Here is a 19,531-nt window from a genome sequence, read left to right as displayed (position 1 = left end):
TTATTGACTTTTATTCTATTTTCTTTCCGAAGAAATCTGTTTCACCCTGCAAATGCCGGATAATTTTATCAATATTCCGCTCAATAGCAGCTTCTGTTTTCAGATTATTGATATAGCGGATCAGCTCATGCCTTCTTGAAGGAGTAAGCTTTTCGAAATTGGCAGTGGCGAGACTGCTTTCTCTTATAGCTTTTTCCAGCTGTGGATGAATCGTAAGAATTCTTTCCGAATCATCATATTCCAGCATCACTTCAATCACTTCCCCTATCTTCTCAGGTGAATTTTTCAGCATCACCGTATTAATATATAATCTCCACTCTCCTAAATATTTCATCAGATTCTGTTGAAATTCTTTCCCATTCACCGTACCTCTTACCGGAACCGGGCTTTTGTTTCTCCCTGAATCTTTAAAAATCTGATCCAAAACATTTACCGGAACAAAGACAAAAGGATTGATTCCGATAATTTCAAGGGTTGCTGTGAAGTTTTTGTTTTTCATGATGTAAGTTGTCAGTTACAAAACTAATGAGTATGCTCCGGATAAACTAAAATTTCTTCTTCATTCTGAAATTTTTAACCCTTTTTAATCTTCAAAGTTTCCATCACGAGACCCAAAACCTGTGACCTGTACCCTATACGCTCAAACTCTGAAAACTCTCCTGCTATATTCCAGAACTCAATTAATTCGCTTATCTTTGCGGAAATAAATCTATTTATCAAAATGAAATTTTTTATTGACACAGCTAATTTAGAGCAAATCAAGGAAGCAAGAGACCTTGGAATCTTAGACGGGGTAACTACCAACCCTTCGTTAATGGCTAAAGAAGGTATTCAGGGAGCTGAAGCTATCAAAAACCATTACAAAACGATCTGCGAACTTGTAGACGGAGATATTTCTGCGGAAGTTCTTTCTACCACGTATGAAGAAATGATTAAAGAAGGAGACGAATTGGCTGCTATTCACCCTAATATCGTTGTAAAGATCCCAATGATCAAGGACGGGATCAAAGCTTTAAAATATTTTTCAGACAAAGGGATTAAAACCAACTGTACGCTTATTTTCTCTCCGGGACAGGCTCTTTTAGCCGCTAAAGCAGGAGCTACTTACGTTTCTCCGTTCCTTGGAAGATTGGATGATATTTCTACTGACGGATTAAACCTTATCCAGGAGATCAGATTAATTTTCGATAACTATATGTTTGAAACTGAAATTTTAGCTGCTTCTATCCGTCACTCAATGCACATCATCGACTGTGCTAAAATCGGAGCTGATGTTATTACATCTCCACTTCCTCCGATCCTGAGCTTATTAAAGCACCCATTAACAGACAGCGGATTGGCTCAGTTTATTGCAGATTCCCAGAAATTAGCATAATCACTGATTCTTAATTCAGATATAAAAAATCCCGGAACATTGTTCCGGGATTTTATTTGTAATGAGGTTTTTATTTTTTTCTATTCTGTTATATTTTTAACGACCTTACACGGGTTTCCTACTGCAACTACGTTTTCCGGAATATCTCTGGTCACCACACTTCCCGCTCCTATTACTGAATTATTTCCTATAGAAACACCCGGAAGAACGACAACATTTCCTCCCAGCCATACATTGTCACCTATCATAATGGGATATGCATACTCAAGACCTTCATTTCTCTGTTGGGCATCCAGGGGGTGTCCAGCGGTATAGAAACTGCAGTTTGGACCGATAAATACATTATCACCGAACTTTACTTTGGCACAATCCAAAATAACCAGGTTGTGATTGGCATAGAAATTCTCTCCTACTTCAATATTGTATCCGTAATCACACCAGAAACTGGGTTCTATACAGATATTTTCTTTTAGGCTTCCAAGAATGCTTTTAAGGAGTCTGTATCTGTTTTCTATATCAGAATTTTTCAGCCGATTATATTCCTGGCACAGATCTTTACACTGTATCCGCTCCTGAATAAGCTCCTGATCATGGTTGGCATTGTATAAAAGGCCTGCTGCACATTTTTCTTTTTCTGTCATGAGATATAACGCTGATTATTGTTGACTTATTGTTGATTCAAAGAGGAAAAAAAACTTTGATCAGTTTAATGACCCAAACCTGTTGTTCTCCGGAATAAAAAACAGGATGACACTTATGCCACCCTGCCGGTATTAGAAAATATATAATGTTAGTTTACAAGATCCGGTTCTATCGGATTGTTATCTTTTTGAAGGGCCTCTTTCGTTCTTTTTTCCATTTCACGGAATACCTGGCTGGGATCAGAAATTTCCTTTCCGTCTGCGGTTTTTACTTTAAAGGCGACTCTGGTATTGTTCTCACCTCCGTTTTTCATCATCATTTCCCGCATATTTTTGGTGGGATCATTTACATAGGCTTTCCATGCTTTTTTAAACTGATCTTTCGTTACTTCAATCTCTTTTCCACCTACTCCAAGCACTTTTACATGATCGGGAAGCTGAAGGTCTTCGTTGGAGTAAGGAGTATTTACTTTTTTATTGCCTGCCAGAGTCATTTTATGAGATCCCGTAGCATCTTCAATTTTTACGATCAATCCCGGAAGGCCATAGAAAATATACGGACCATCCTGAAAAGGAATATCAGTAGTAAACCAGGCCGTCCATTCTCTTCCTCCCACACTGGCTACCGCTTTCTGGGCATTATATTCTCCGATTTTCTGTTTATCCGGCAGAATTTTCCATTCCGGTTTTTTATCTTCTCTGATTTTGTATTTGTCCATTGAGATGCTTCTGAAAAGATAGGTTTTAAAATCCGGGTATTGCTTGGTCACTTTATATGAAACCTGGCCGGGCTTTTCTCTTCTGTTGATGCTTATACTTCCGCCTCCTGCTTTCAGTTGTTTTTCAAGTTCGGCTTTTGACAGGGAATCTGCTACAAATTTATCATGACTGTAATAATCTGATCCGTCTTTACTGATATCCAGCAGCATCATTTCTTTCTTCACATCCTCCTTATTGCCGGAATCCGGGATAAATGTATATTCATAAAAGAATCTGTTGATCTGAGCACTGGTCAGTATTCCCAGAAGCATAAAAAATAGGACTTTACTTTTCATAGGTGTTATTATAAAAAAGGCTTTGCCGGTATTGTATTGACAAAGCCTGATGGAACTTTATTTCTTTGTTTCAACTTTTACCTCGCCTTTCTTAAAATCTCCGGTTTTCTGATTATTGACCATAACTCTGGCAATTTCAGAAGGGTTTAAGCGATTAACATCATCTTTGGAAACCTCCCTTCCGTCAATATAATATTTGTACATGACATCATCTCCACTGCTTATATTGAACTTTTTCACCCCATCCATAGAAATATTTCCATTGCCGTCTTTTTTAATGAAATCCGCATTCATTACAATCACCTTAGACGAGTTTCCCAACTGGGAAAAATTAATTTCCTTAAGGCTTTTCATACTTTCTGCGGCTATTTTTTGTGCATCAATTCTTGCCTTTTCTGCATCTTTACGTATCTTTTCTACGTCAATTTTTATTCTCCCGCTTTCTATCCTGGCTTTGTCAGCATCTATTCTTGCCATTTGACCTGCCATCATAGCTTTTTGGCTTTCTTTCATGGCCTTCATGCTCTCCTGCATCGCTTTTTTAGCCTCCTTCATTGCTTTACGTACCTTTTCTTTTTCTTTAGGTCCCAGATCTCTGTAATTTACAAAATTATCGTTAAAATACAATACTTTAGGAGCTTCGGGCTCTTCAGGAGCTGCAGGCGGCGCAGGAGGAACCGGTAGTTTACCAACCATCTTTGCAGCCTCCCGTCCGGCTTTTGCAGCTTCTCTTTTTATTCTTCGGATTTCTTTTTTATTAAGAGGCTCTAGATTTTCAAGTTCCTTCATCTGGTTTTTCCATTCAGGAGAGTTGAAATGTTTATCAACTTCTATGTTGGCAACAACTGACCCTATTTCTGCAGCCAGACTGCTTATCTCATCAATTTTCTTATTAAAAGCATCACTTTCAGGATCCAGCCCCTTTAGCTCTGTCTCTTTTTCTTTTATATTTTTCTCAAGTGCAGCTAATTTTGCTTCTGTCTCCGGAGATGAAGGCTCACCGGCTTCTATGATTCCTTTTTGAGCTTTCTGCTCAGGTCTTATAGTATCTTTTTTAATTTCTGAAACTGCTTTTTCAATAGAAAGATTGGTCTCTTCAATTTCTCTGTTTTTAGCATTTACCAGATAAGCAAAGGCTACTGAGAATAAAACCGGTAATGCAAAAATTCTTCGCGCATATCCGAACTTGGTTTTTGGTTTCTGTAACATCTTAAGTCTTTTTTTAAGGTTTGAACTTAGAAACGGACTGGCAGCAGGCAACTGTGTTCCGGAAAAGTGGCTTGCTAAAAGCATCTGCGCAAATGCTTTGGTGTCCGAATGTTTTACGGCTTTTTTATCAGCCAGATATTCATGGATTAGATTAATTTCTTTTTTAATGATATGAAAAAACGGATTGAACCAGAAAACAGCGGTAATGATTTCGATAAAGATCTTATCAAATGAATGCTTCTGTTCAATATGAACCATTTCGTGCTTTAAAATCTGTTTCCCGATCTCAGAATTCAATGTGATTGTATTCTTCCAGAAAAGGTTTTTAAAGTAAGAGAACGGAGCTTCGGTCAGGTTTGTACGGTAAAAATTGATCCCGTCAAAACTCTCTTTCTGAAACTGTTTTTTGAATTGGCGGATTTTAAAAATCCCGTAGGTCAATCTTCCTAAAAAATAGAAAGAAACCAGTCCCAGAGCTGAAAAAATAATGTTAAAATAAAGGTTACCATTGTCTAATTTTTTGTCTGTATTAAAATTCTGAATCCTGTCAAGAAGCATATATACATCACTGTTTACTTCAATTGTGAAATCATCTATTCTGATCAGAGGCAGCAATAATGATATCAATATGGCCGCCAGCAGATAAAATCTGTTGTAATGATGAAATGTCTTGTCTTTTAAAGACAACTGATAGTACAAAAACATTACACCTGAACATAAAATTGTTTTTCCAAAGTATAAAAGTATTGCTTCCATGGGTATTTAGTCTTTGTTTTTGAGTTCGTCCAATAGCATTTCAAGATCTTCCACTGTCATTTCATTTTTTTCTACCAGAAATGAAACAGCACTTTTATAAGATCCTTTAAAATAGTTTTTCACAAGACTTTTCATCGTCTTTCCAGAATACTGTTCCTTGGATACCAACGGAAAATACTCATGCTGTCTTCCATGCACACGATAGTCTACAAATTCCTTATCCTTCAATACTTTCAGGATGGTAGAAACAGTATTGGTGTGCGGTTTCGGTTCAGGAAAAAGATCAAGAACATCCTTCAGGAATCCCTTTTCTATTTTCCATAAATACTGCATTACCTGTTCCTCTGCTTTCGTTAATGTCTGAATTTTCATATTCCGTTTCTTTTATCATTATAGTAATATGAGACCATGAATTCCTATATCACTAAGAAATTAGTTATACAAATGTAGAAATAAAAATGAATCAAACAACTATTTTTTTAGTGATAAAACGATACAAAAGGTCAATTAATTGAAAATCAGTTAAATAAATTAATTAAAATATAATTAAATGGGCACCTATTTTATTATTAAGTGAAAAAACAGCTAAAAGTAAACTGGTTTTTATTTAAAAATGAAAACAGCAAAAAAATTAATAACCTCCGCCATCAATAACAGCGGAGGATTATCCAAAACTGAAGCAGATTCAGACAGCATTGAAGAATTACCTTTTCAGGATCACAGCTATCATGAAAATACTTGAATGTATTTTGAGAATTGAATATAAATCAGTTTAATCTATTTTACTGAAGCTTAATGATTGTCACGCTGGAAAGACTCGCAGCATCAAAGATAACGGTTCCGTTGTAATTACTTCCGGCTGCTCCCCTGGTAGACTGCAGGGTTAAAATTTGTCCTGCATTTGCGTAGATATACGATGTAGAACCAAATGCAAATCTTCCATTAATATTAATATCAGAAGGATTATATTGAGGTACAACCGTAGAGATATTGGAAGAGGCAAGTACCCCGTCTAAGTTGAAGTGGATATAATCATGCAGCTCAGATTCTTCAACTGCAGGACTTTGCCTTAATGCAAGATTGGCACTCACCAGATACAGACCTGGTGCATTAATACGAACCTGATAATTATTGAGCTTTTCAAAAACCGAAGGATCATCATTAAAAACCACAGAACCAAAAACATCAATATTTACCGGACTGCCTACTGTAGGGGGATTGAAATTGGTGGTACTCGAAGAAAGATTATTAAACTTTACAGCTTTTACTGTTGTTTTGGTACCCAATGAAGCAGGAAATACCCATTCATTATTGACCCAAATATATACTCCCGGAATAACAGCTGTTGGCCCTGTTCCGGATTTTATGGTGTTAAATACCATGGTTCCGTCAGGTATATTTCCAGACAGGGGAAGTTTATTATTGGTTGCTGAAAGTGTTACTCTCGGGATAAGAACTCCTTTATTGGGAGAAGTTATATCTAAAACAGAAGACGAAACAGGATTTACCGTACCTATGCCCACCTGCCCGAAGGAAATGCTATAGCTAAAAACCAGAACGATTATTTTAAAAATATTTTTCATTGTGTTTAATTTTAAAGTAATATTTTAACGAATACGGGATATGACAATACTGGATTCACCGTTCTGACTGAAACTTACCGGAGCAGAACCATCACTCCCGGAATATGTTCCAATAGTTTTTCTTATTCCGACACTTACTATATCTCCATCATTAAGTTCGAGATACTCTGTAAATGAGTGGGAAAACAGCCCCTTACCATCATCTACACCTAATGTGTGATCAGAATTGATAACCTGCTCAGTGCCAACGGGGCTTCCATTGACATATACCCTCGCACTTAATGAAACATCCCCTTCACTCCCGCCATCCAGTTTATTTAAGGATAATAATGCAGAGATAGAATACAGCCCTGCCTTACCGATCGTTACAGTATTATTCAAAGCATTGACTGAATAGACCACTGTACTTTCATTAAAAATCTTGTTCCCGAAAAGCTTAGCATTCTGCCAAAAAGTAGTATTATAATTAGTACTCATTTCAGTATTGGTATACTTTACAATGACATTTTCAATGTTCGTATTGATATTGGTCCACTGCTGCTCTTCAGCACTCCACCAATGAAGTCCCTGTGTAATCGTATTCGGAAATACTCCCGTGGTGGCTGTATTGAAGACCATGGTTCCGGTAGGAATTGTAGATGCTAAGGGGCTTGTCAGAGTTCGTGAAACCAGTGCAACCCGTGGAAATAAGACCCCTTTATCTGTTGCCTCCAGCTGAAGAGCTACCCCGTCATTAATTGTTGATGTATTAATTCCCACCTGCCCATAATTAAAAATTGAGCATAGGGCTAAACATATACCCATGTAAATTTTTTTCATAGTTATCTTAATCTTTGTATTGATATTGTTGATGTATTTGTGTTTTTAAAGTACACTTCAGTACCCGAATCTATTTCATATGCTTGAATCCTTAACGTACTTCCTGCTATATTGACAGGAATATAAAACACCACAGACTTGCCTACCGAAGCATTTTCGGTTGCTCTTCCCGGTATATAAAACCTGTCTGCAGGGATACTGACCCCGTTGATAAAAAGCCTGATCCCAAAGTTATCATTAACCCCGTCCCTATTCGTAAGGTCAAGATTCAGAATAACTTTATAATATCCTACTTCATTAATTTTCAATGTCGTATTATCCAGTTTCTGATACAACACAGAATCATTATTGAATCTTACGTTGGCAAAAAGATCCGCAAAATTCACTCCGTCATTTAAATCTGTAGAAGTGTCCTGATTGGAAAATAATGCGGTATCATCAGCATCTGTCTGCGACATTCTTTTCCATAGCAATCTTACGTTATCCCAAAAATAGACTCCCGGTGATACAAAAGTACTCCCTGTTCCGCCTACAGCAGTATTATACACCATAAGTCCGGTAGTTGGAGTTCCGGTAACCGGAGCAAAAACATTCGCAGCTGTGAGAGCTACTCTTGGAAATAAAATACCCCCATATGACGTACTGCCGGTATGGGGATTGCTTTCAACCTGTAGTATAATATTGGAATTTACCGTACTGGTCCCAATACCAATTTGACCCAAAGAAAAGGGTGACATTGCAAGTGCTGCAATAATTAAGTTTTTTTTCATCATTTGTGCTTGTTAAATATTCTACAATATAATTTGGCTCACTATCTGCCCGTCATGTAACTTGTACAAAATCAGCAAAATAAGACAATGCCATCTGTAGTTATGGTTTGCAAATATACTGTTGGGCATAGTGTAAACTCCAATAAAAACCCTGTCAAAATTTGTCGAAACCTGTCGAAACCTGTCGAAAAACCCGATTTTTCATAATACCGGATGCTGATAAGGTATACTGTTAGTATGATGCAAAATTTTTGAACTTAAAAAATCTTATGAAATTAAAGTATATAAAAAAGGTGTACTTTATTTCTTGTACACCCAATATTGAGTAAGCTATTGCTTAAAATTTACCATTCCTGTTTTTCCATTGTTCCTGAGGTAAAATAGTCTCGATAACATCCCAGTGTTCAGCTATCTTACCATTTTCAACACGGAACAGATCATAGAATGCATCATGGTCTTTTCCGAAATGTCCTTCACTTACCACCAGTACAAAATTCCCCTGCCCAAGCACCTTATGGATCTTATCGTATTTCATGAAAATTCCCTGCTCTCCCAGAGCCTTCAATGCCGCACCCAAACCAGAAAGGTTATCCGGAATAGCGGGATTGTGCTGAATATAATTGTCCCCATCAAAATAACCTGCCAGCTTATCCATCTTACCGTTGACAAGAATATCCTCAACAAACTGCTTTACAAGAGCTTTATTGGCTTCTGTTTTCTCAAGATCCTTTACATCAGTGCTTCCGTCAATCATGGTATGTCCGCTGGGATTAGGTTTTGACGGAGTTTCCTGAAGATTGTCCCAGTGTTCAACAATCTTACCGTTTTCAAAACGGAAAATATCAAAACCGATTTTAGCTCCAAAAAAATTATATTCCGTATGGGTAAATACATAATCGCCATCCTGAAATGCACGCACTGTATTTACCTTTGCTGAGTTAGGAGGCAGTTGTTGTAATGCTTCTCCAAAACCGGCCAAACCATCGGCAATCCCCAAATTATGCTGAACATATTGATCAGGATTAATATAAGCTACAGGCTCTTTTGCACCTGTTTCAATACTTTTTAAAAGGGCTACCACCTTTTCTTTGTTTGATGCTTCCATATTTTTATTTTTTTTCGTTTGAGTACTCAATTGATTTCCATGATTACAGGATATTATTCCCAACCCTGCACTTAATGCTGTAAACAGAATTATTCTTTTCATAATCAGACATTTATTTTACAATGCAAAGATCTGGTAAACACCGTTTCCTCAAAAGGTAGATATGGTCTTTTAGATGATACTTTTAATCATTGGAAAATTTTTCTCTGAACTCAATGGGAGTCTGTGTATTGTGTTTTCTGAAGTATTTTATAAAGTTGGTAGGCTCCTCAAAACCCAGCTTATAGCCAATTTCCTTTACGCTTTCTGTAGTGTAGATCAGAAGCCTTTTAGCTTCAAGCATCACTCTTTCATCAATCAGTTTTTTGGGTGACTTTCCCAGTATTTTAGACGTAGCCTGGTTTAAACGTTTTTCGGTAACATGAATTTCTTTAGCATAACTGCTCACCTGTTTAAGCCTTGTATAATTTTTTTCCAGCATATCTTTGAATACAATCACATAATCCAGGTCCGCACTTTTTTTCGGTCCGCTGAATCCTTCTTTTTCCCTTTCTCTTTCTGCCAAAAGAAGAAAACTGTGCAGGTAATTTCTTAAAAGTTCCGGCTGAAAATGATCTGCCGGATGTAAAAGCTCATTCTCCATCAGCTCAATAATTCCTGTAAATATACTTTCTTCATTGATTGTTATTTGAGGAAGTGTCAATAAATCATTAAACAAAGCTGTACTGTTCAAAAACCGGGAATGTTCTTCCGTTTTACAAAAGAAATCATCGGTAAAAAGTATGGCCAACCCATTAAGATTAACTTTTTCATCAAAACTATGAATCTTATGCCTGCTCAAAAATATAATGGTGTTGGATTCTATTTCTACGGGTTCAAAGTCTACCAGATGATTATATCCTCCGTTCTTAAACCAGACAATATGATAGAAATTCGTTCTGTGGGGAACCGTCATAATTCTTTTACTCGTATGGTACAGATCCTGTAATTTTACAATTTCAAACTCAAACTGCAGATCTGTTTTGAACTGATATCTTTTAATTTCTTTTTTCATTTTTGCATTCTTTTACGTTAATGAAATGAAAATATGATCCGGAAATATAAGTAATTAATACAAAATGATACTTTTATCTCATAAAAAACCTGAAGATTACTTCAGGCATTGATGAGGTTCTAGTGACCTCTTTTATATGGAATTTGTGTTTTTAATTTCCTTATTTTAATCTTTTTACAGAGGCAAAGGTTACAAGCCCGCTTCCTGTACTACTAGAATGTGAAGCAACCATAAGAACCACAGCAATAAGAGTATATGTCTGCAAAGGATTTAATATTTTCTTGCCAGCAATAAGTTTAGCAGGAAAGTACCTGTCCAGTTACTGTCACTAAGTCCATCGTTTCCAGTATAGTCAGCACGGGCAACTGAAACAGTAAGTCTGGTTCTTCCACCAGTACCATTATTGGCAAGACTTACAAATGATCCTGTAAATATATCAGGAAAACTTGAGTTGTTTCCTGCTGTTAAAATAGGATACATATTGGAGATATTAAAAGGAGTTCCCTGGTATTCATATACAATGGTCATTCTACTTGTTCTGGAATAGTTGGATGAAAATTCATAACTTATTGAATTCTTACTAATAACCCACCATCTGTCAGTTCCCGAGCCTGTATCAAAACTTGTATCAGCATGGTTATCCCAGTCAGCAACTGTTCCACCTGCATGAGGTGGAATTGAAAGTTGCGCTCCATAAATCTCTACATTACTCGGTTTAGGAAGTACTGTAAAAGACAAATCCCATGTTCCTCCTGTAATATTACTGTTGTTCACCACCTCAGCATAAGCCCCCACAGGAATCACCAAAGAAGTTACTGGTGTATTCTCAATCCGCAACGTATTACCGCTTGATGCCTGAAGCGTAATGGTGGAAGAAGAAATATTTTTGATTTTGTAGATCCTTCCTGTATAACTTGTAAGCCCTGTTCCAATAACCGGAAGTGTAAATGTTGTATTTGCAGCCCCATTATAAGTAATATAATGATCAGTAGCCAAAATATTGTAAGCTGTTGTTGTTACTTCCTTATAGCCAGCTCCTAAAGATCCGTTGATTGCTAAAGTACTATTTGGGGTAATGGTATTAATACCCACCTGCCCGAAAGAATAGGCTCCTAAAATACATAAAGCCATTTGTAAAATTTTTTTTCTCATTGTTTTAATTTTTAATCCTGCAAAAATAACTAGCAATCAAATAATTAAAGCATTTTGTAAGCTATCAATATCTATCGAAACCTATCACAATTAATCAAATCCCAAGATTTGAATCTTTGAGTTCTTAGCCCAACATATTTCTCTTAAAATGAAAATACCTGAAGCAAGAGCTTCAGGTATTCATCAGGTAAGAAGTACCTCCTTATATGAAATTTGTGTTTTTAAATGATCAGATTAATTAGTAATTAGTGTTGCAATAATAGATGATTGTGAAGAGTAAGCATTCCACGTATAAGTTCCAGCATATGCTCCTGTAGTACCACCAAACTTATAAAAATCCTTTGCAACAACATCTAAGGTATAAGTCTGCCCTTTAATAACGCTTAGTTTACCAACAACTAATGTTGTTTCTGGATTAAAGGCTGCTGGAGGGCTAGCACTTCCTATTGGAGTGGACATCCCATAAAATGCTTCAGTACCATTAACTCTTATGGCAATCTGAGTATTAGTAAAAACAAGACTTCCTGATCCTGAGTTTTCCCCCAATGCTGTATAAATAGTAGCCTGGATAAGCAAAACTCCATCAGCGGGTGCCGTATAGGTATAATTCAACCCCGGAATAGAATTAAAAGATGTAGAGCCATTGACACTCTTTCCGGTACTAAAAATGTTAAAGGCTAAAGAACTCTGCCCGCTAAGTTCGCGTAAAGTATTCCAGGCCGGAGGTGTTCCTGCCCCTTGAGAGACCAAAACTTGTCCTGGCGATCCTGCAGAACCTACTGTTGTATCACTCCCTCCTACATTGAATTCATTAGTAACCTGCAGGCTGCCATTTACATGCAGTGTTTTTTTGGGTGTTACAGTATTGATCCCTACATTTCCTGTTTGTCCAAAATAAAGGGAGCTTAAAAGAATTAAATGAAAGCTTAGTTTTTTCATCATCTGTGATTTTTAATTAAATTATTCATATGAATTAATAATTGTTTTCCTGAGTTTATATGGATGTTGTTTTTAAGAAAAATGGTATTAATCAGTATAAAATATGATTACCCAACATTTAAATTGAGCATTAATTTTATACATGCAAAAGTATTGCAGACCATTAAAACACAATAATTTTTAAGCTGTCAAAAGCTATCGAAAACTATCGTATTCAATCAAAAACCCAACAAACCTTGTTTTTTATAAGTTGTTTTTAAAAAAACAGGATTAAAATTCCACCCAACTCAAAAAGGTATCGATACGCAACAACTGACAATCTTGTATTATCTGCGGAAAAAAAATCTCGTAAAAACAAAAAAATCTACAAACACATTAAATGGCCTGATCTTTTTAAATCCTCCTTATTTCTGATCATTTCCGATAGCTTTCGATAGCTTTCGACAGTCTTTGTTTATCGCTTCATACAGATTTTGAATTTAGCTTTGTAAAAAAAAGCACCTATGAAAATTATTGCATTATTATTAGTATTCGGTAGCTTCAGTGTATATTCACAAACAGGGAGCGTAGGGATTAATACATCCAATCCTGATCCGTCAGCAATTCTGGATATCAAATCATCTGATAAGGGATTACTCATTCCCAGAATTGCTTTACAGAATGAAACAGATATTACCACCATTGCATCCCCAGCCAAGGGGTTGGTAATTTATAATACCAATTCCTCCCTGGTAAACGGGGAAGGGTTTTATATTAACTATGGTACCCCGGCTGCTGCACAATGGACGACTTTTGCACCCAGCAATACCAATAATTATCAGCTTGACAATGCTTATTCTTCCATAGCAACAAACAGCGTTACCCAGGCTGTTTCCGGCTCTCCTTCCACCACCACGATTAATAATATCGCTCTTGGATTGGCTGTTACAGTCACGATTCCTCCTTTAACCACTACCCAGGTGATCGTAACCTATTCAACCCCGATGGGATTTACCAATCCTTCTATTGGTTCTTTTGGAGGATATATGGGGATTCGTTTTCTTAAAAACGGAATTGAGGCTGCAAGCGGATCAAGAAAATATACAATACCCCAAATTATCAGCGGTACCGCTTACTATACAATGGTGAGTGTAGGGGCAACCTATACTGAAACAATCGTAAACAGCAGTTCAACCCCCCAAACGGTAACGTATAGTCTAAATGGTTATATAGAAAAAGTATTAGGAACACAACCTGTCACCTTTATTTTTAACATGTTTGATTCAAATCCTGCCAATAATAACTTCAACTGGGGGAAAGGAGCAATATCTGCTCAGGTTTTTAAAAAATCCCTCTAAAGAAACAACTTTTTAATAATAAAACACAATATCATGTCTTTTAATTTTAAGAACATCCATATAGGATCTCTTATCAGTCAGCGTATTGAAGAACTCAAAATAGATAACGAACGTATCTGTAAATTTCTCAAATGTTCTGATGGAGAACTGGAAAATATCTTATCCGAAAAATATGTCGGAACGGAGTTCCTTATGAAATTCAGCATTTTACTCCAATATGATTTTTTCAGGATTTACTCTCAATATCTGATACTCTATTCACCTCCATCCAAAATGATTAGAGAAAATAATGCTGATACCATATCATCACTTCCCAATTTCAGAAAGAATATTTATACCAAGGAAATTATTGAATTTATATTAGAACTCGTAAACTCCGGACAAAAAAGTAAAAAACAAATTATAGAAGAATATAATATTCCCAAGACCACTTTACACAAATGGATGAACAAATACTTAAGGAGCAATTAAATAAACCAGATTACATCAAAATTTTCAATGATATCATTGAGCTTAAATTTCCACAAAAAAAAAATCTGGACTTTCCTCTTTTACAAAAGGACAGCTTATCTGCACTGGAAGTTATAAAAATGAATAAAATGATATTCGGTACTTCAGGAAATAATGAAAATATCAATCAAAAACATCGTTGTTATGATGAAAAAACCATAAAAGACATTCTGGAATATCAGAAGAAAAATTCTCTGAACAATACTCAGCTGGCAAATCATTTTAAACTAAGCAGAAATTCGGTTGCGAAATGGAAGAAAAGTTTTCTATAAATATTATAATTATTTGTATTAAATTTATAGAACAAGATCTTCATTATTCAGGATGTCATTATAAGCACTCCGAATTAAGGTTTTATAAATGCCTTTGCCATGAGAGCTAAAATATTTTTTTTATTCGTGCTGTTGGGTAATCTTATATATGCTCAAACCAGTACTGCTCAAATAAAAAGTATTGATAGTTTATTTGAAACCACCCAAAGTAAAAGTGCCTATTTAGATAAAGGTTCGAAGGAAATTCTGCGTATCTGCACGGAGGTTTATTATCGTTCAAAGGAAATTCAAAATGAAAAGGGTATGCTAAAAGCCATCTTGAAGATGGTTGAAGTCTATATAAATGAACAGCAGTATGAAGAAGCTCTAAAGAAGATTTCGGAAGGAATTTCGTTAGCTGAAACTATTAAAAAATATGATGCCTTATCACAACTCTATCTGAGTGAGGGTATGGTTTATACAGAAATTGGCTATACAAAAAAATCAAGGCAGGCTTTATCACTATGCCTTGCCAGTCTTATACATGCTTCCAAAGAAAATATTCCTATACTGAAATCTTCGGTCTATAGAACATTAGCGAGAAATATAAAAAAAGAAAGTAATACGGATAAAAAAGATTCAACAATTTTCTATCTTCAAAAAGGATATAATGAATCTAAAAAAATTAATACAAAATTCACCTATAAAAACTTTTACCTGGCATCTTTTGCACAGGATTTAGCCAATGAATATTATTCACAGGGAGAACTTCAGAAGGCAGAAATTTATCTTGCAAAGTTTGAGGAACATTTAAAAAATGAAAAGGACCACTCTGATTTTATTACGCATTATATAATCAAAGGAAATATTGAAAATAAAAGAAAAAACTTTGAAAAAGCTCTGGAGTATTTTGAAGCATCTGAAAATTTAACAAAAGAATATAAAATTTACACCGCATCATTAAAAGATATTTACTCCGGGAAAGCAGAATCCTATTCTGGTCTTCAGGACTATAAAAATGAGGCTCTCTTTGCAACAAAAGCAAAAAAGATAACAGACAGTATCGCTACTGTTGAAAAAAAGATTCTAAATTCTTCTCTTATTGCTGATAAAGCAAATTCTGCTCAGGAAGATACTTTCTTTAAAAAATATGAAAGCTTTAAATATGTTCTCATTTTCTTGCTGCTGATAGCAGGCTTTTTCATCTATAGATTTTACAGCAAGAAAAACAACAGCAATAATGAGACGGATAAAAACATGGACCTTGTATTATCTGAAAATGATGAACCCACCTCCAATGAAGATACCGATATATTTAGTGAACAAAATAATGATCCGGGCTCTGAACGCAAAAGCAGTATAGACACCCAAAGTCTGGAGGAGCTTATTACCCTGGCACAAAATAATGATAAATATTTTCATTTGAAGTTCTCAAAGTTATTTCCTAAGTTCAATCAACAGCTTCTGGATATTAATACCCAGCTTACCCAATCGGATTTAGAATACTGTGCATTAATCAAACTGAACTTATCAACGAAGGAAATTGCTCAATATAAGAATGTAACGGTGAATTCAGTAGTCAGTAAGAAATACAGAATCCGAAAGAAACTGAATATAAGTACCAATGAAAATATTTACACATGGATTTTTGATATTGGATAATCTACATTTACTCTGATTCTGTCCTTTCCAACTGTAATCCATAAATAAATTGGATTGTATTGTCCTATACCCTGTAGAAAGTGAACGATTTTAACTCACAACCGTTTATTTTAAAATTAGATAAAGTTTATTTTAAATTCTTAAAAAAATAATCAGTTATTTCTTAAAACAACGTAAATTAATAAAAGACTGAAAATTAGCTAAATAAAAACAATGAGCCTCAACTTAAATCTGCTTAATTCATAGAAAAATTAATGATTCTACTTCAAATTCTTAAAACATGTTAAATTTTATTAAATAAAATCAAAATGAAATTTGTTTTAACCGGGAAATTATATTTATTTTAGTGCTTTAAAAATTTCTCATGAAAAGATATAACTTACTGATTGTACTATTGCTGCTTATTTTTAACGTTACTACAGCACAGAAAAAAAATTCTCCGGCTGCTGACCTTAGTATACTGAAAGATACAAAATCAAAAATTGAAGCTACAGTTCCATTGGTTATTCAGCACCTTCAGACCATTTCTACAAAGGAAGCTGATAACAATATTGTAACAAACGGAAAGGTTGCTTTGGGTAAAGAATATGGTATTCTGGAATCTGAATGGTTCCTGTACAGAAACAATATGAAAAACTGTATCCTGAACAATTCTTCGAAAAAAGCTAAAAAATGTATGGAGTACCATACTCAATATCTGAGAAATACTTTCATCAATTACAGTAATTATATTACCAACCTTACAAGAAAGAACGGATATCTGGGTGTAGAGGGTGATACTAAGTTTGATTTCAAGCCCGCTGATATTGCTACAAAACTAAGCGAAGCTTATTTTAATGCCAATGATGCTGCAGGAAGAATGAAGGCAGATCAGAAAAGAGAGTTTTTGGGGCAGACAATGTCTGATGACAACAAGCTTACTCCTTATGCTCAACTGGCTCAATAATATTCAACTTTAAAATAATAAATCCCACTTTTTTTCAGAGTGGGATTTTTTTATCTTTTTTTTGAGTGTCACTGTAGAAAAAGAATAAATCTAAAGCAAAAAATCTCCGTCAGAAAAAGCAGTTTTGTGGTACTAATCATAAAACTTGGGGAAAAAGTAGAAAATTAGACGGAGATTTTTTTGCAACACTCTACAGGGCCAACTGTCCTACCCATGACCCCTGGAGCTGTACAAAAATAAAATTATGCTTTTGTACCGTAAAAGAATCGCTGTAGAATTAAATGACGATTTCTGTAGAAATAATTCGACTCAACATTTTGTTTTCAGTTTTCCTTTATTATTTCCACCAGTGGTAGTAATTGTGCAATCCGTCATACTCAAATCCGCATCGGGGATATAACGTGTTTCCTATATCATTGGTCTTTTCCGTTTCAAGCATCAGGCCGCAGGCTCCCGTTTCTTCGCACCATTGCTTACTGCGGTCAATCAAAGCTACAGAAAGTCCTTTTCCCCTGTAATCTGGGTGTACAAAAAGGTCACTTAGCAGCCATTGCTTTTGTAGTTTAGTATAATGAAACAGTTTGTAAAGCTGTACAAAGCCAACAGCTTTTCCATCTGCTATGGCAAGAAAAATATCAGATTCACTGTTTAAAAATCTTTCTTTAAGAAAAGCTTTCCCTTTTTCAACGTCTGATTCCTGTCTGTAAAAAACACGGTAAAGATTAAACAGTTCTGCTGTTTCATTAAGATCCTCAAGGCTTGCTTTTTTAATTGTGTAATTCATCGTTATCTTTATTTTAATTAACACTGCAAAAGTATTTTTAAACTGGTATAGTCTTATCATCCAGATTTGAGTTATATCAATGGTCCAGCACTGAGCAAAAGCTTCATCGGAGGTATCTACCTATCAATCATCCTCAAGTTTAATAAAACATTATCCAAATCAATACAATAGGCGAAATATTCTGCCTTAGCTTTCAATTACAATCTTTCTTTCTCAATAGTTAAATACCGCACGTTTCGGATTGTATATCTTTCCATAGCTACAGAACTTTGCTGTATAAAAAACAAACAATGACAGATATTATCAAAAAAATAGAAAGTACAGACTGGCAACATATTACAGAGGAGATGCATCAGAATGGGTATGCTGTTCTTCCGGGTATCCTGTCAGACCATGAATGTGAAATATTAAAATCCGGTTATGACGATAATTCCCGGTACCGCAAAACGGTTGTAATGGCCCGTCACAGATTCGGGTTAGGTGAATATAAATATTTTGATTATCCTTTACCTGACCTGATCCGGAAGATCAGAACGTCTGTTTATCCATATCTGGTACCTATTGCCAATTCCTGGTTTAAAGCCTTACACATCAATACTTCCTTTCCATCAGACCACGCTGATTTTCTGCAACAGTGCAATGCTTGTGGCCAGCAAAAAGCAACCGTTCTAATTTTAAAATATGATGAAGGAGGTTTCAATACTTTACATCAGGATCTGTATGGCGATCTGTATTTTCCTATTCAGATTGTTTTAATGCTCAGTGAACCTGATCAGGATTTCACAGGTGGAGAATTTGTACTTACTCAACAGGTTCCCAGAGCACAGTCAAAAGCTATTGTTTTAAAGCCTAAAAAGGGTGATGCCCTTATTTTCACTACAAATTTTAAACCTGAAAGAGGCGCCAAAGGATACTACAGAGTCAATATGAAACATGGAGTAAGCGAAGTACAGAAGGGAAACCGGTATGCCCTGGGAATTATTTTTCACGATGCAGCCAGCTAATCTTCTACTCATTATTTTAAAAATATGATACACCATTCACAAATATCCATCATAGATCTGAGAAGTAAAATCCACAACCGGGAAATTCTATTGGGTGGAAATAAAAAACTGAAAATCTATGGTTTACTCAATTGTAAATCAGGAAAAAGAATGAAAAAGGAAAACAGAGTTTTCTTTACAGATGAAGCAGAAGCGCTCCAAAATAATTACCGTCCCTGTGGACACTGTATGAGAGGTGCTTATCAACAATGGAAAGTCAGTACCGGAAATTAAAAACGACTTTTTTAGCCACGAATTCATGAATCTGTTTCTATTCGTGGATTCCTGGTAATCTAAAGCAATATTCAATTTTATTGTAGTTACAGTCAAATTGAGATTTCTTTGCTTTGCTCGCAATGACATGGACAGAGATATTCATCAACCTTTATTGTCAGCAAAATCAACAAAGCTTGAAACAACAGAAATAAAAAAGAGAAGTAATGTGACATTACTTCTCTCGTTGAGTAGCGGGAACCGGACTCGAACCGATGACCTTCGGGTTATGAGCCCGACGAGCTACCTACTGCTCCATCCCGCGGT

At 35.6% G+C, this 19,531-nt stretch carries 22 protein-coding genes and 1 tRNA gene; 9 read left to right on the top strand and 14 right to left on the bottom strand.

What is annotated here, in order from left to right:
- Positions 1–10: 10 nt before the first annotated feature.
- Entirely contained in the window at positions 11–499 is a 489-nt protein-coding gene (locus ACTJJF_RS03660; protein ID WP_312300524.1) for a YdeI/OmpD-associated family protein, read from the bottom strand.
- 222 nt (positions 500–721) lie between these two features.
- Here ACTJJF_RS03660 and fsa point away from each other — a divergent pair, with 222 nt between their 5' ends.
- Positions 722–1,375, top strand: a complete 654-nt coding sequence (gene fsa, locus ACTJJF_RS03655; protein ID WP_047094862.1) for a fructose-6-phosphate aldolase — start codon at positions 722–724, stop codon at positions 1,373–1,375.
- 80 nt (positions 1,376–1,455) lie between these two features.
- Here fsa and ACTJJF_RS03650 read toward each other — a convergent pair whose 3' ends face one another.
- The 4 genes from ACTJJF_RS03650 to ACTJJF_RS03635 form a co-directional block, all read right to left on the bottom strand.
- Positions 1,456–2,016, bottom strand: a complete 561-nt coding sequence (locus ACTJJF_RS03650; protein WP_440698732.1) for a sugar O-acetyltransferase — start codon at positions 2,014–2,016, stop codon at positions 1,456–1,458.
- A gap of 149 nt (positions 2,017–2,165) precedes the next feature.
- Entirely contained in the window at positions 2,166–3,071 is a 906-nt protein-coding gene (locus ACTJJF_RS03645; protein WP_440698731.1) for a GLPGLI family protein, read from the bottom strand.
- Between the two features lie 57 nt (positions 3,072–3,128).
- A complete protein-coding gene (locus ACTJJF_RS03640) occupies positions 3,129–5,036 on the bottom strand; it encodes a M56 family metallopeptidase (RefSeq protein ID WP_440698730.1) in 1,908 nt (635 codons plus the stop codon).
- A 6-nt stretch (positions 5,037–5,042) separates the two neighbouring features.
- Positions 5,043–5,408 carry a BlaI/MecI/CopY family transcriptional regulator gene (locus tag ACTJJF_RS03635; RefSeq protein WP_202838784.1) on the bottom strand — a complete coding sequence of 122 codons (366 nt, stop codon included), beginning with the start codon at positions 5,406–5,408 and terminating at the stop codon, positions 5,043–5,045.
- A gap of 241 nt (positions 5,409–5,649) precedes the next feature.
- Here ACTJJF_RS03635 and ACTJJF_RS03630 point away from each other — a divergent pair, with 241 nt between their 5' ends.
- Positions 5,650–5,778 carry a hypothetical protein gene (locus ACTJJF_RS03630; RefSeq protein ID WP_440698729.1) on the top strand — a complete coding sequence of 43 codons (129 nt, stop codon included), beginning with the start codon at positions 5,650–5,652 and terminating at the stop codon, positions 5,776–5,778.
- A 40-nt stretch (positions 5,779–5,818) separates the two neighbouring features.
- On the opposite strand, the gene ACTJJF_RS03625 is transcribed toward ACTJJF_RS03630, so the two are convergent.
- The 7 genes from ACTJJF_RS03625 to ACTJJF_RS03595 all read right to left on the bottom strand — a co-directional run bounded on the left by ACTJJF_RS03625 (position 5,819) and on the right by ACTJJF_RS03595 (position 12,461).
- Positions 5,819–6,619, bottom strand: coding sequence for a hypothetical protein (locus ACTJJF_RS03625; RefSeq protein ID WP_440698728.1), 801 nt, complete (start codon positions 6,617–6,619; stop codon positions 5,819–5,821).
- Between the two features lie 24 nt (positions 6,620–6,643).
- Entirely contained in the window at positions 6,644–7,438 is a 795-nt protein-coding gene (locus ACTJJF_RS03620; protein ID WP_440698727.1) for a hypothetical protein, read from the bottom strand.
- A 2-nt stretch (positions 7,439–7,440) separates the two neighbouring features.
- Positions 7,441–8,208: a hypothetical protein gene (locus ACTJJF_RS03615; protein WP_440698726.1), complete on the bottom strand. Its 768-nt coding sequence runs from the start codon at positions 8,206–8,208 to the stop codon at positions 7,441–7,443.
- 337 nt (positions 8,209–8,545) lie between these two features.
- Positions 8,546–9,415 (bottom strand): nuclear transport factor 2 family protein, encoded by an 870-nt coding sequence (locus ACTJJF_RS03610; RefSeq protein ID WP_440698725.1) that lies wholly within the window; start codon positions 9,413–9,415, stop codon positions 8,546–8,548.
- A gap of 82 nt (positions 9,416–9,497) precedes the next feature.
- Positions 9,498–10,367 (bottom strand): helix-turn-helix domain-containing protein, encoded by an 870-nt coding sequence (locus ACTJJF_RS03605; protein WP_440698724.1) that lies wholly within the window; start codon positions 10,365–10,367, stop codon positions 9,498–9,500.
- A gap of 270 nt (positions 10,368–10,637) precedes the next feature.
- Positions 10,638–11,519, bottom strand: coding sequence for a hypothetical protein (locus ACTJJF_RS03600; protein ID WP_440698723.1), 882 nt, complete (start codon positions 11,517–11,519; stop codon positions 10,638–10,640).
- A gap of 234 nt (positions 11,520–11,753) precedes the next feature.
- Entirely contained in the window at positions 11,754–12,461 is a 708-nt protein-coding gene (locus ACTJJF_RS03595; protein ID WP_440698722.1) for a hypothetical protein, read from the bottom strand.
- Positions 12,462–12,961: 500 nt separating this feature from the next.
- On the opposite strand from ACTJJF_RS03595, the gene ACTJJF_RS03590 reads away from it, so the two are divergent.
- The 5 genes from ACTJJF_RS03590 to ACTJJF_RS03570 all read left to right on the top strand — a co-directional run bounded on the left by ACTJJF_RS03590 (position 12,962) and on the right by ACTJJF_RS03570 (position 17,164).
- Positions 12,962–13,795: a hypothetical protein gene (locus tag ACTJJF_RS03590; protein WP_312300552.1), complete on the top strand. Its 834-nt coding sequence runs from the start codon at positions 12,962–12,964 to the stop codon at positions 13,793–13,795.
- Between the two features lie 33 nt (positions 13,796–13,828).
- Positions 13,829–14,266: a transposase gene (locus tag ACTJJF_RS03585; protein ID WP_312300553.1), complete on the top strand. Its 438-nt coding sequence runs from the start codon at positions 13,829–13,831 to the stop codon at positions 14,264–14,266.
- Positions 14,236–14,577 carry a helix-turn-helix domain-containing protein gene (locus ACTJJF_RS03580; protein ID WP_440698721.1) on the top strand — a complete coding sequence of 114 codons (342 nt, stop codon included), beginning with the start codon at positions 14,236–14,238 and terminating at the stop codon, positions 14,575–14,577. The genes ACTJJF_RS03585 and ACTJJF_RS03580 overlap by 31 nt, the downstream gene beginning before the upstream one ends.
- 303 nt (positions 14,578–14,880) lie before the next feature.
- Positions 14,881–16,218, top strand: coding sequence for a helix-turn-helix transcriptional regulator (locus ACTJJF_RS03575; protein ID WP_440698720.1), 1,338 nt, complete (start codon positions 14,881–14,883; stop codon positions 16,216–16,218).
- Positions 16,219–16,582: 364 nt separating this feature from the next.
- Positions 16,583–17,164 carry a hypothetical protein gene (locus ACTJJF_RS03570; protein ID WP_312300562.1) on the top strand — a complete coding sequence of 194 codons (582 nt, stop codon included), beginning with the start codon at positions 16,583–16,585 and terminating at the stop codon, positions 17,162–17,164.
- A 337-nt stretch (positions 17,165–17,501) separates the two neighbouring features.
- Here the strand turns inward: ACTJJF_RS03570 and ACTJJF_RS03565 are convergent, their stop codons facing one another.
- Positions 17,502–17,948: a GNAT family N-acetyltransferase gene (locus tag ACTJJF_RS03565; protein WP_312300565.1), complete on the bottom strand. Its 447-nt coding sequence runs from the start codon at positions 17,946–17,948 to the stop codon at positions 17,502–17,504.
- 290 nt (positions 17,949–18,238) lie between these two features.
- Here ACTJJF_RS03565 and ACTJJF_RS03560 point away from each other — a divergent pair, with 290 nt between their 5' ends.
- Both ACTJJF_RS03560 and ACTJJF_RS03555 read left to right on the top strand, forming a co-directional pair.
- Positions 18,239–18,952, top strand: a complete 714-nt coding sequence (locus tag ACTJJF_RS03560; protein WP_440698719.1) for a 2OG-Fe(II) oxygenase — start codon at positions 18,239–18,241, stop codon at positions 18,950–18,952.
- Between the two features lie 24 nt (positions 18,953–18,976).
- Positions 18,977–19,225 carry an Ada metal-binding domain-containing protein gene (locus ACTJJF_RS03555; protein WP_440698718.1) on the top strand — a complete coding sequence of 83 codons (249 nt, stop codon included), beginning with the start codon at positions 18,977–18,979 and terminating at the stop codon, positions 19,223–19,225.
- Positions 19,226–19,456: 231 nt separating this feature from the next.
- Here ACTJJF_RS03555 and ACTJJF_RS03550 read toward each other — a convergent pair.
- Positions 19,457–19,529: transfer RNA gene (locus tag ACTJJF_RS03550), tRNA-Met, on the bottom strand.
- Positions 19,530–19,531: the final 2 nt, after the last annotated feature.

The sequence above is a fragment of the Chryseobacterium sp. 22458 genome, assembly GCF_052044975.1.
In the GTDB taxonomy this organism is placed as follows: domain Bacteria; phylum Bacteroidota; class Bacteroidia; order Flavobacteriales; family Weeksellaceae; genus Chryseobacterium.
The sequence above is the reverse complement of the archived record's forward strand: the minus strand, read 5'-3'. Positions and strand labels throughout refer to the sequence as shown.

What these genes read in the sequence shown, in the direction of transcription:
- ACTJJF_RS03595 (WP_440698722.1), bottom strand. Translation starts at nt 12,461, where the DNA reads ATGATGAAAAAACTAAGCTTTCATTTAATTCTTTTAAGCTCCCTTTAT.
- ACTJJF_RS03590 (WP_312300552.1), top strand. Translation starts at nt 12,962, where the DNA reads ATGAAAATTATTGCATTATTATTAGTATTCGGTAGCTTCAGTGTATAT.
- ACTJJF_RS03620 (WP_440698727.1), bottom strand. Translation starts at nt 7,438, where the DNA reads ATGAAAAAAATTTACATGGGTATATGTTTAGCCCTATGCTCAATTTTT.
- ACTJJF_RS03565 (WP_312300565.1), bottom strand. Translation starts at nt 17,948, where the DNA reads ATGAATTACACAATTAAAAAAGCAAGCCTTGAGGATCTTAATGAAACA.
- ACTJJF_RS03615 (WP_440698726.1), bottom strand. Translation starts at nt 8,208, where the DNA reads ATGAAAAAAAACTTAATTATTGCAGCACTTGCAATGTCACCCTTTTCT.
- ACTJJF_RS03580 (WP_440698721.1), top strand. Translation starts at nt 14,236, where the DNA reads ATGGATGAACAAATACTTAAGGAGCAATTAAATAAACCAGATTACATC.
- ACTJJF_RS03660 (WP_312300524.1), bottom strand. Translation starts at nt 499, where the DNA reads ATGAAAAACAAAAACTTCACAGCAACCCTTGAAATTATCGGAATCAAT.
- ACTJJF_RS03625 (WP_440698728.1), bottom strand. Translation starts at nt 6,619, where the DNA reads ATGAAAAATATTTTTAAAATAATCGTTCTGGTTTTTAGCTATAGCATT.
- ACTJJF_RS03585 (WP_312300553.1), top strand. Translation starts at nt 13,829, where the DNA reads ATGTCTTTTAATTTTAAGAACATCCATATAGGATCTCTTATCAGTCAG.
- ACTJJF_RS03650 (WP_440698732.1), bottom strand. Translation starts at nt 2,016, where the DNA reads ATGACAGAAAAAGAAAAATGTGCAGCAGGCCTTTTATACAATGCCAAC.
- ACTJJF_RS03560 (WP_440698719.1), top strand. Translation starts at nt 18,239, where the DNA reads ATGACAGATATTATCAAAAAAATAGAAAGTACAGACTGGCAACATATT.
- ACTJJF_RS03575 (WP_440698720.1), top strand. Translation starts at nt 14,881, where the DNA reads ATGCTAAAAGCCATCTTGAAGATGGTTGAAGTCTATATAAATGAACAG.
- ACTJJF_RS03570 (WP_312300562.1), top strand. Translation starts at nt 16,583, where the DNA reads ATGAAAAGATATAACTTACTGATTGTACTATTGCTGCTTATTTTTAAC.
- ACTJJF_RS03635 (WP_202838784.1), bottom strand. Translation starts at nt 5,408, where the DNA reads ATGAAAATTCAGACATTAACGAAAGCAGAGGAACAGGTAATGCAGTAT.
- ACTJJF_RS03605 (WP_440698724.1), bottom strand. Translation starts at nt 10,367, where the DNA reads ATGAAAAAAGAAATTAAAAGATATCAGTTCAAAACAGATCTGCAGTTT.
- ACTJJF_RS03640 (WP_440698730.1), bottom strand. Translation starts at nt 5,036, where the DNA reads ATGGAAGCAATACTTTTATACTTTGGAAAAACAATTTTATGTTCAGGT.
- ACTJJF_RS03555 (WP_440698718.1), top strand. Translation starts at nt 18,977, where the DNA reads ATGATACACCATTCACAAATATCCATCATAGATCTGAGAAGTAAAATC.
- ACTJJF_RS03630 (WP_440698729.1), top strand. Translation starts at nt 5,650, where the DNA reads ATGAAAACAGCAAAAAAATTAATAACCTCCGCCATCAATAACAGCGGA.
- fsa (WP_047094862.1), top strand. Translation starts at nt 722, where the DNA reads ATGAAATTTTTTATTGACACAGCTAATTTAGAGCAAATCAAGGAAGCA.
- ACTJJF_RS03645 (WP_440698731.1), bottom strand. Translation starts at nt 3,071, where the DNA reads ATGAAAAGTAAAGTCCTATTTTTTATGCTTCTGGGAATACTGACCAGT.
- ACTJJF_RS03610 (WP_440698725.1), bottom strand. Translation starts at nt 9,415, where the DNA reads ATGAAAAGAATAATTCTGTTTACAGCATTAAGTGCAGGGTTGGGAATA.
- ACTJJF_RS03600 (WP_440698723.1), bottom strand. Translation starts at nt 11,519, where the DNA reads ATGAGAAAAAAAATTTTACAAATGGCTTTATGTATTTTAGGAGCCTAT.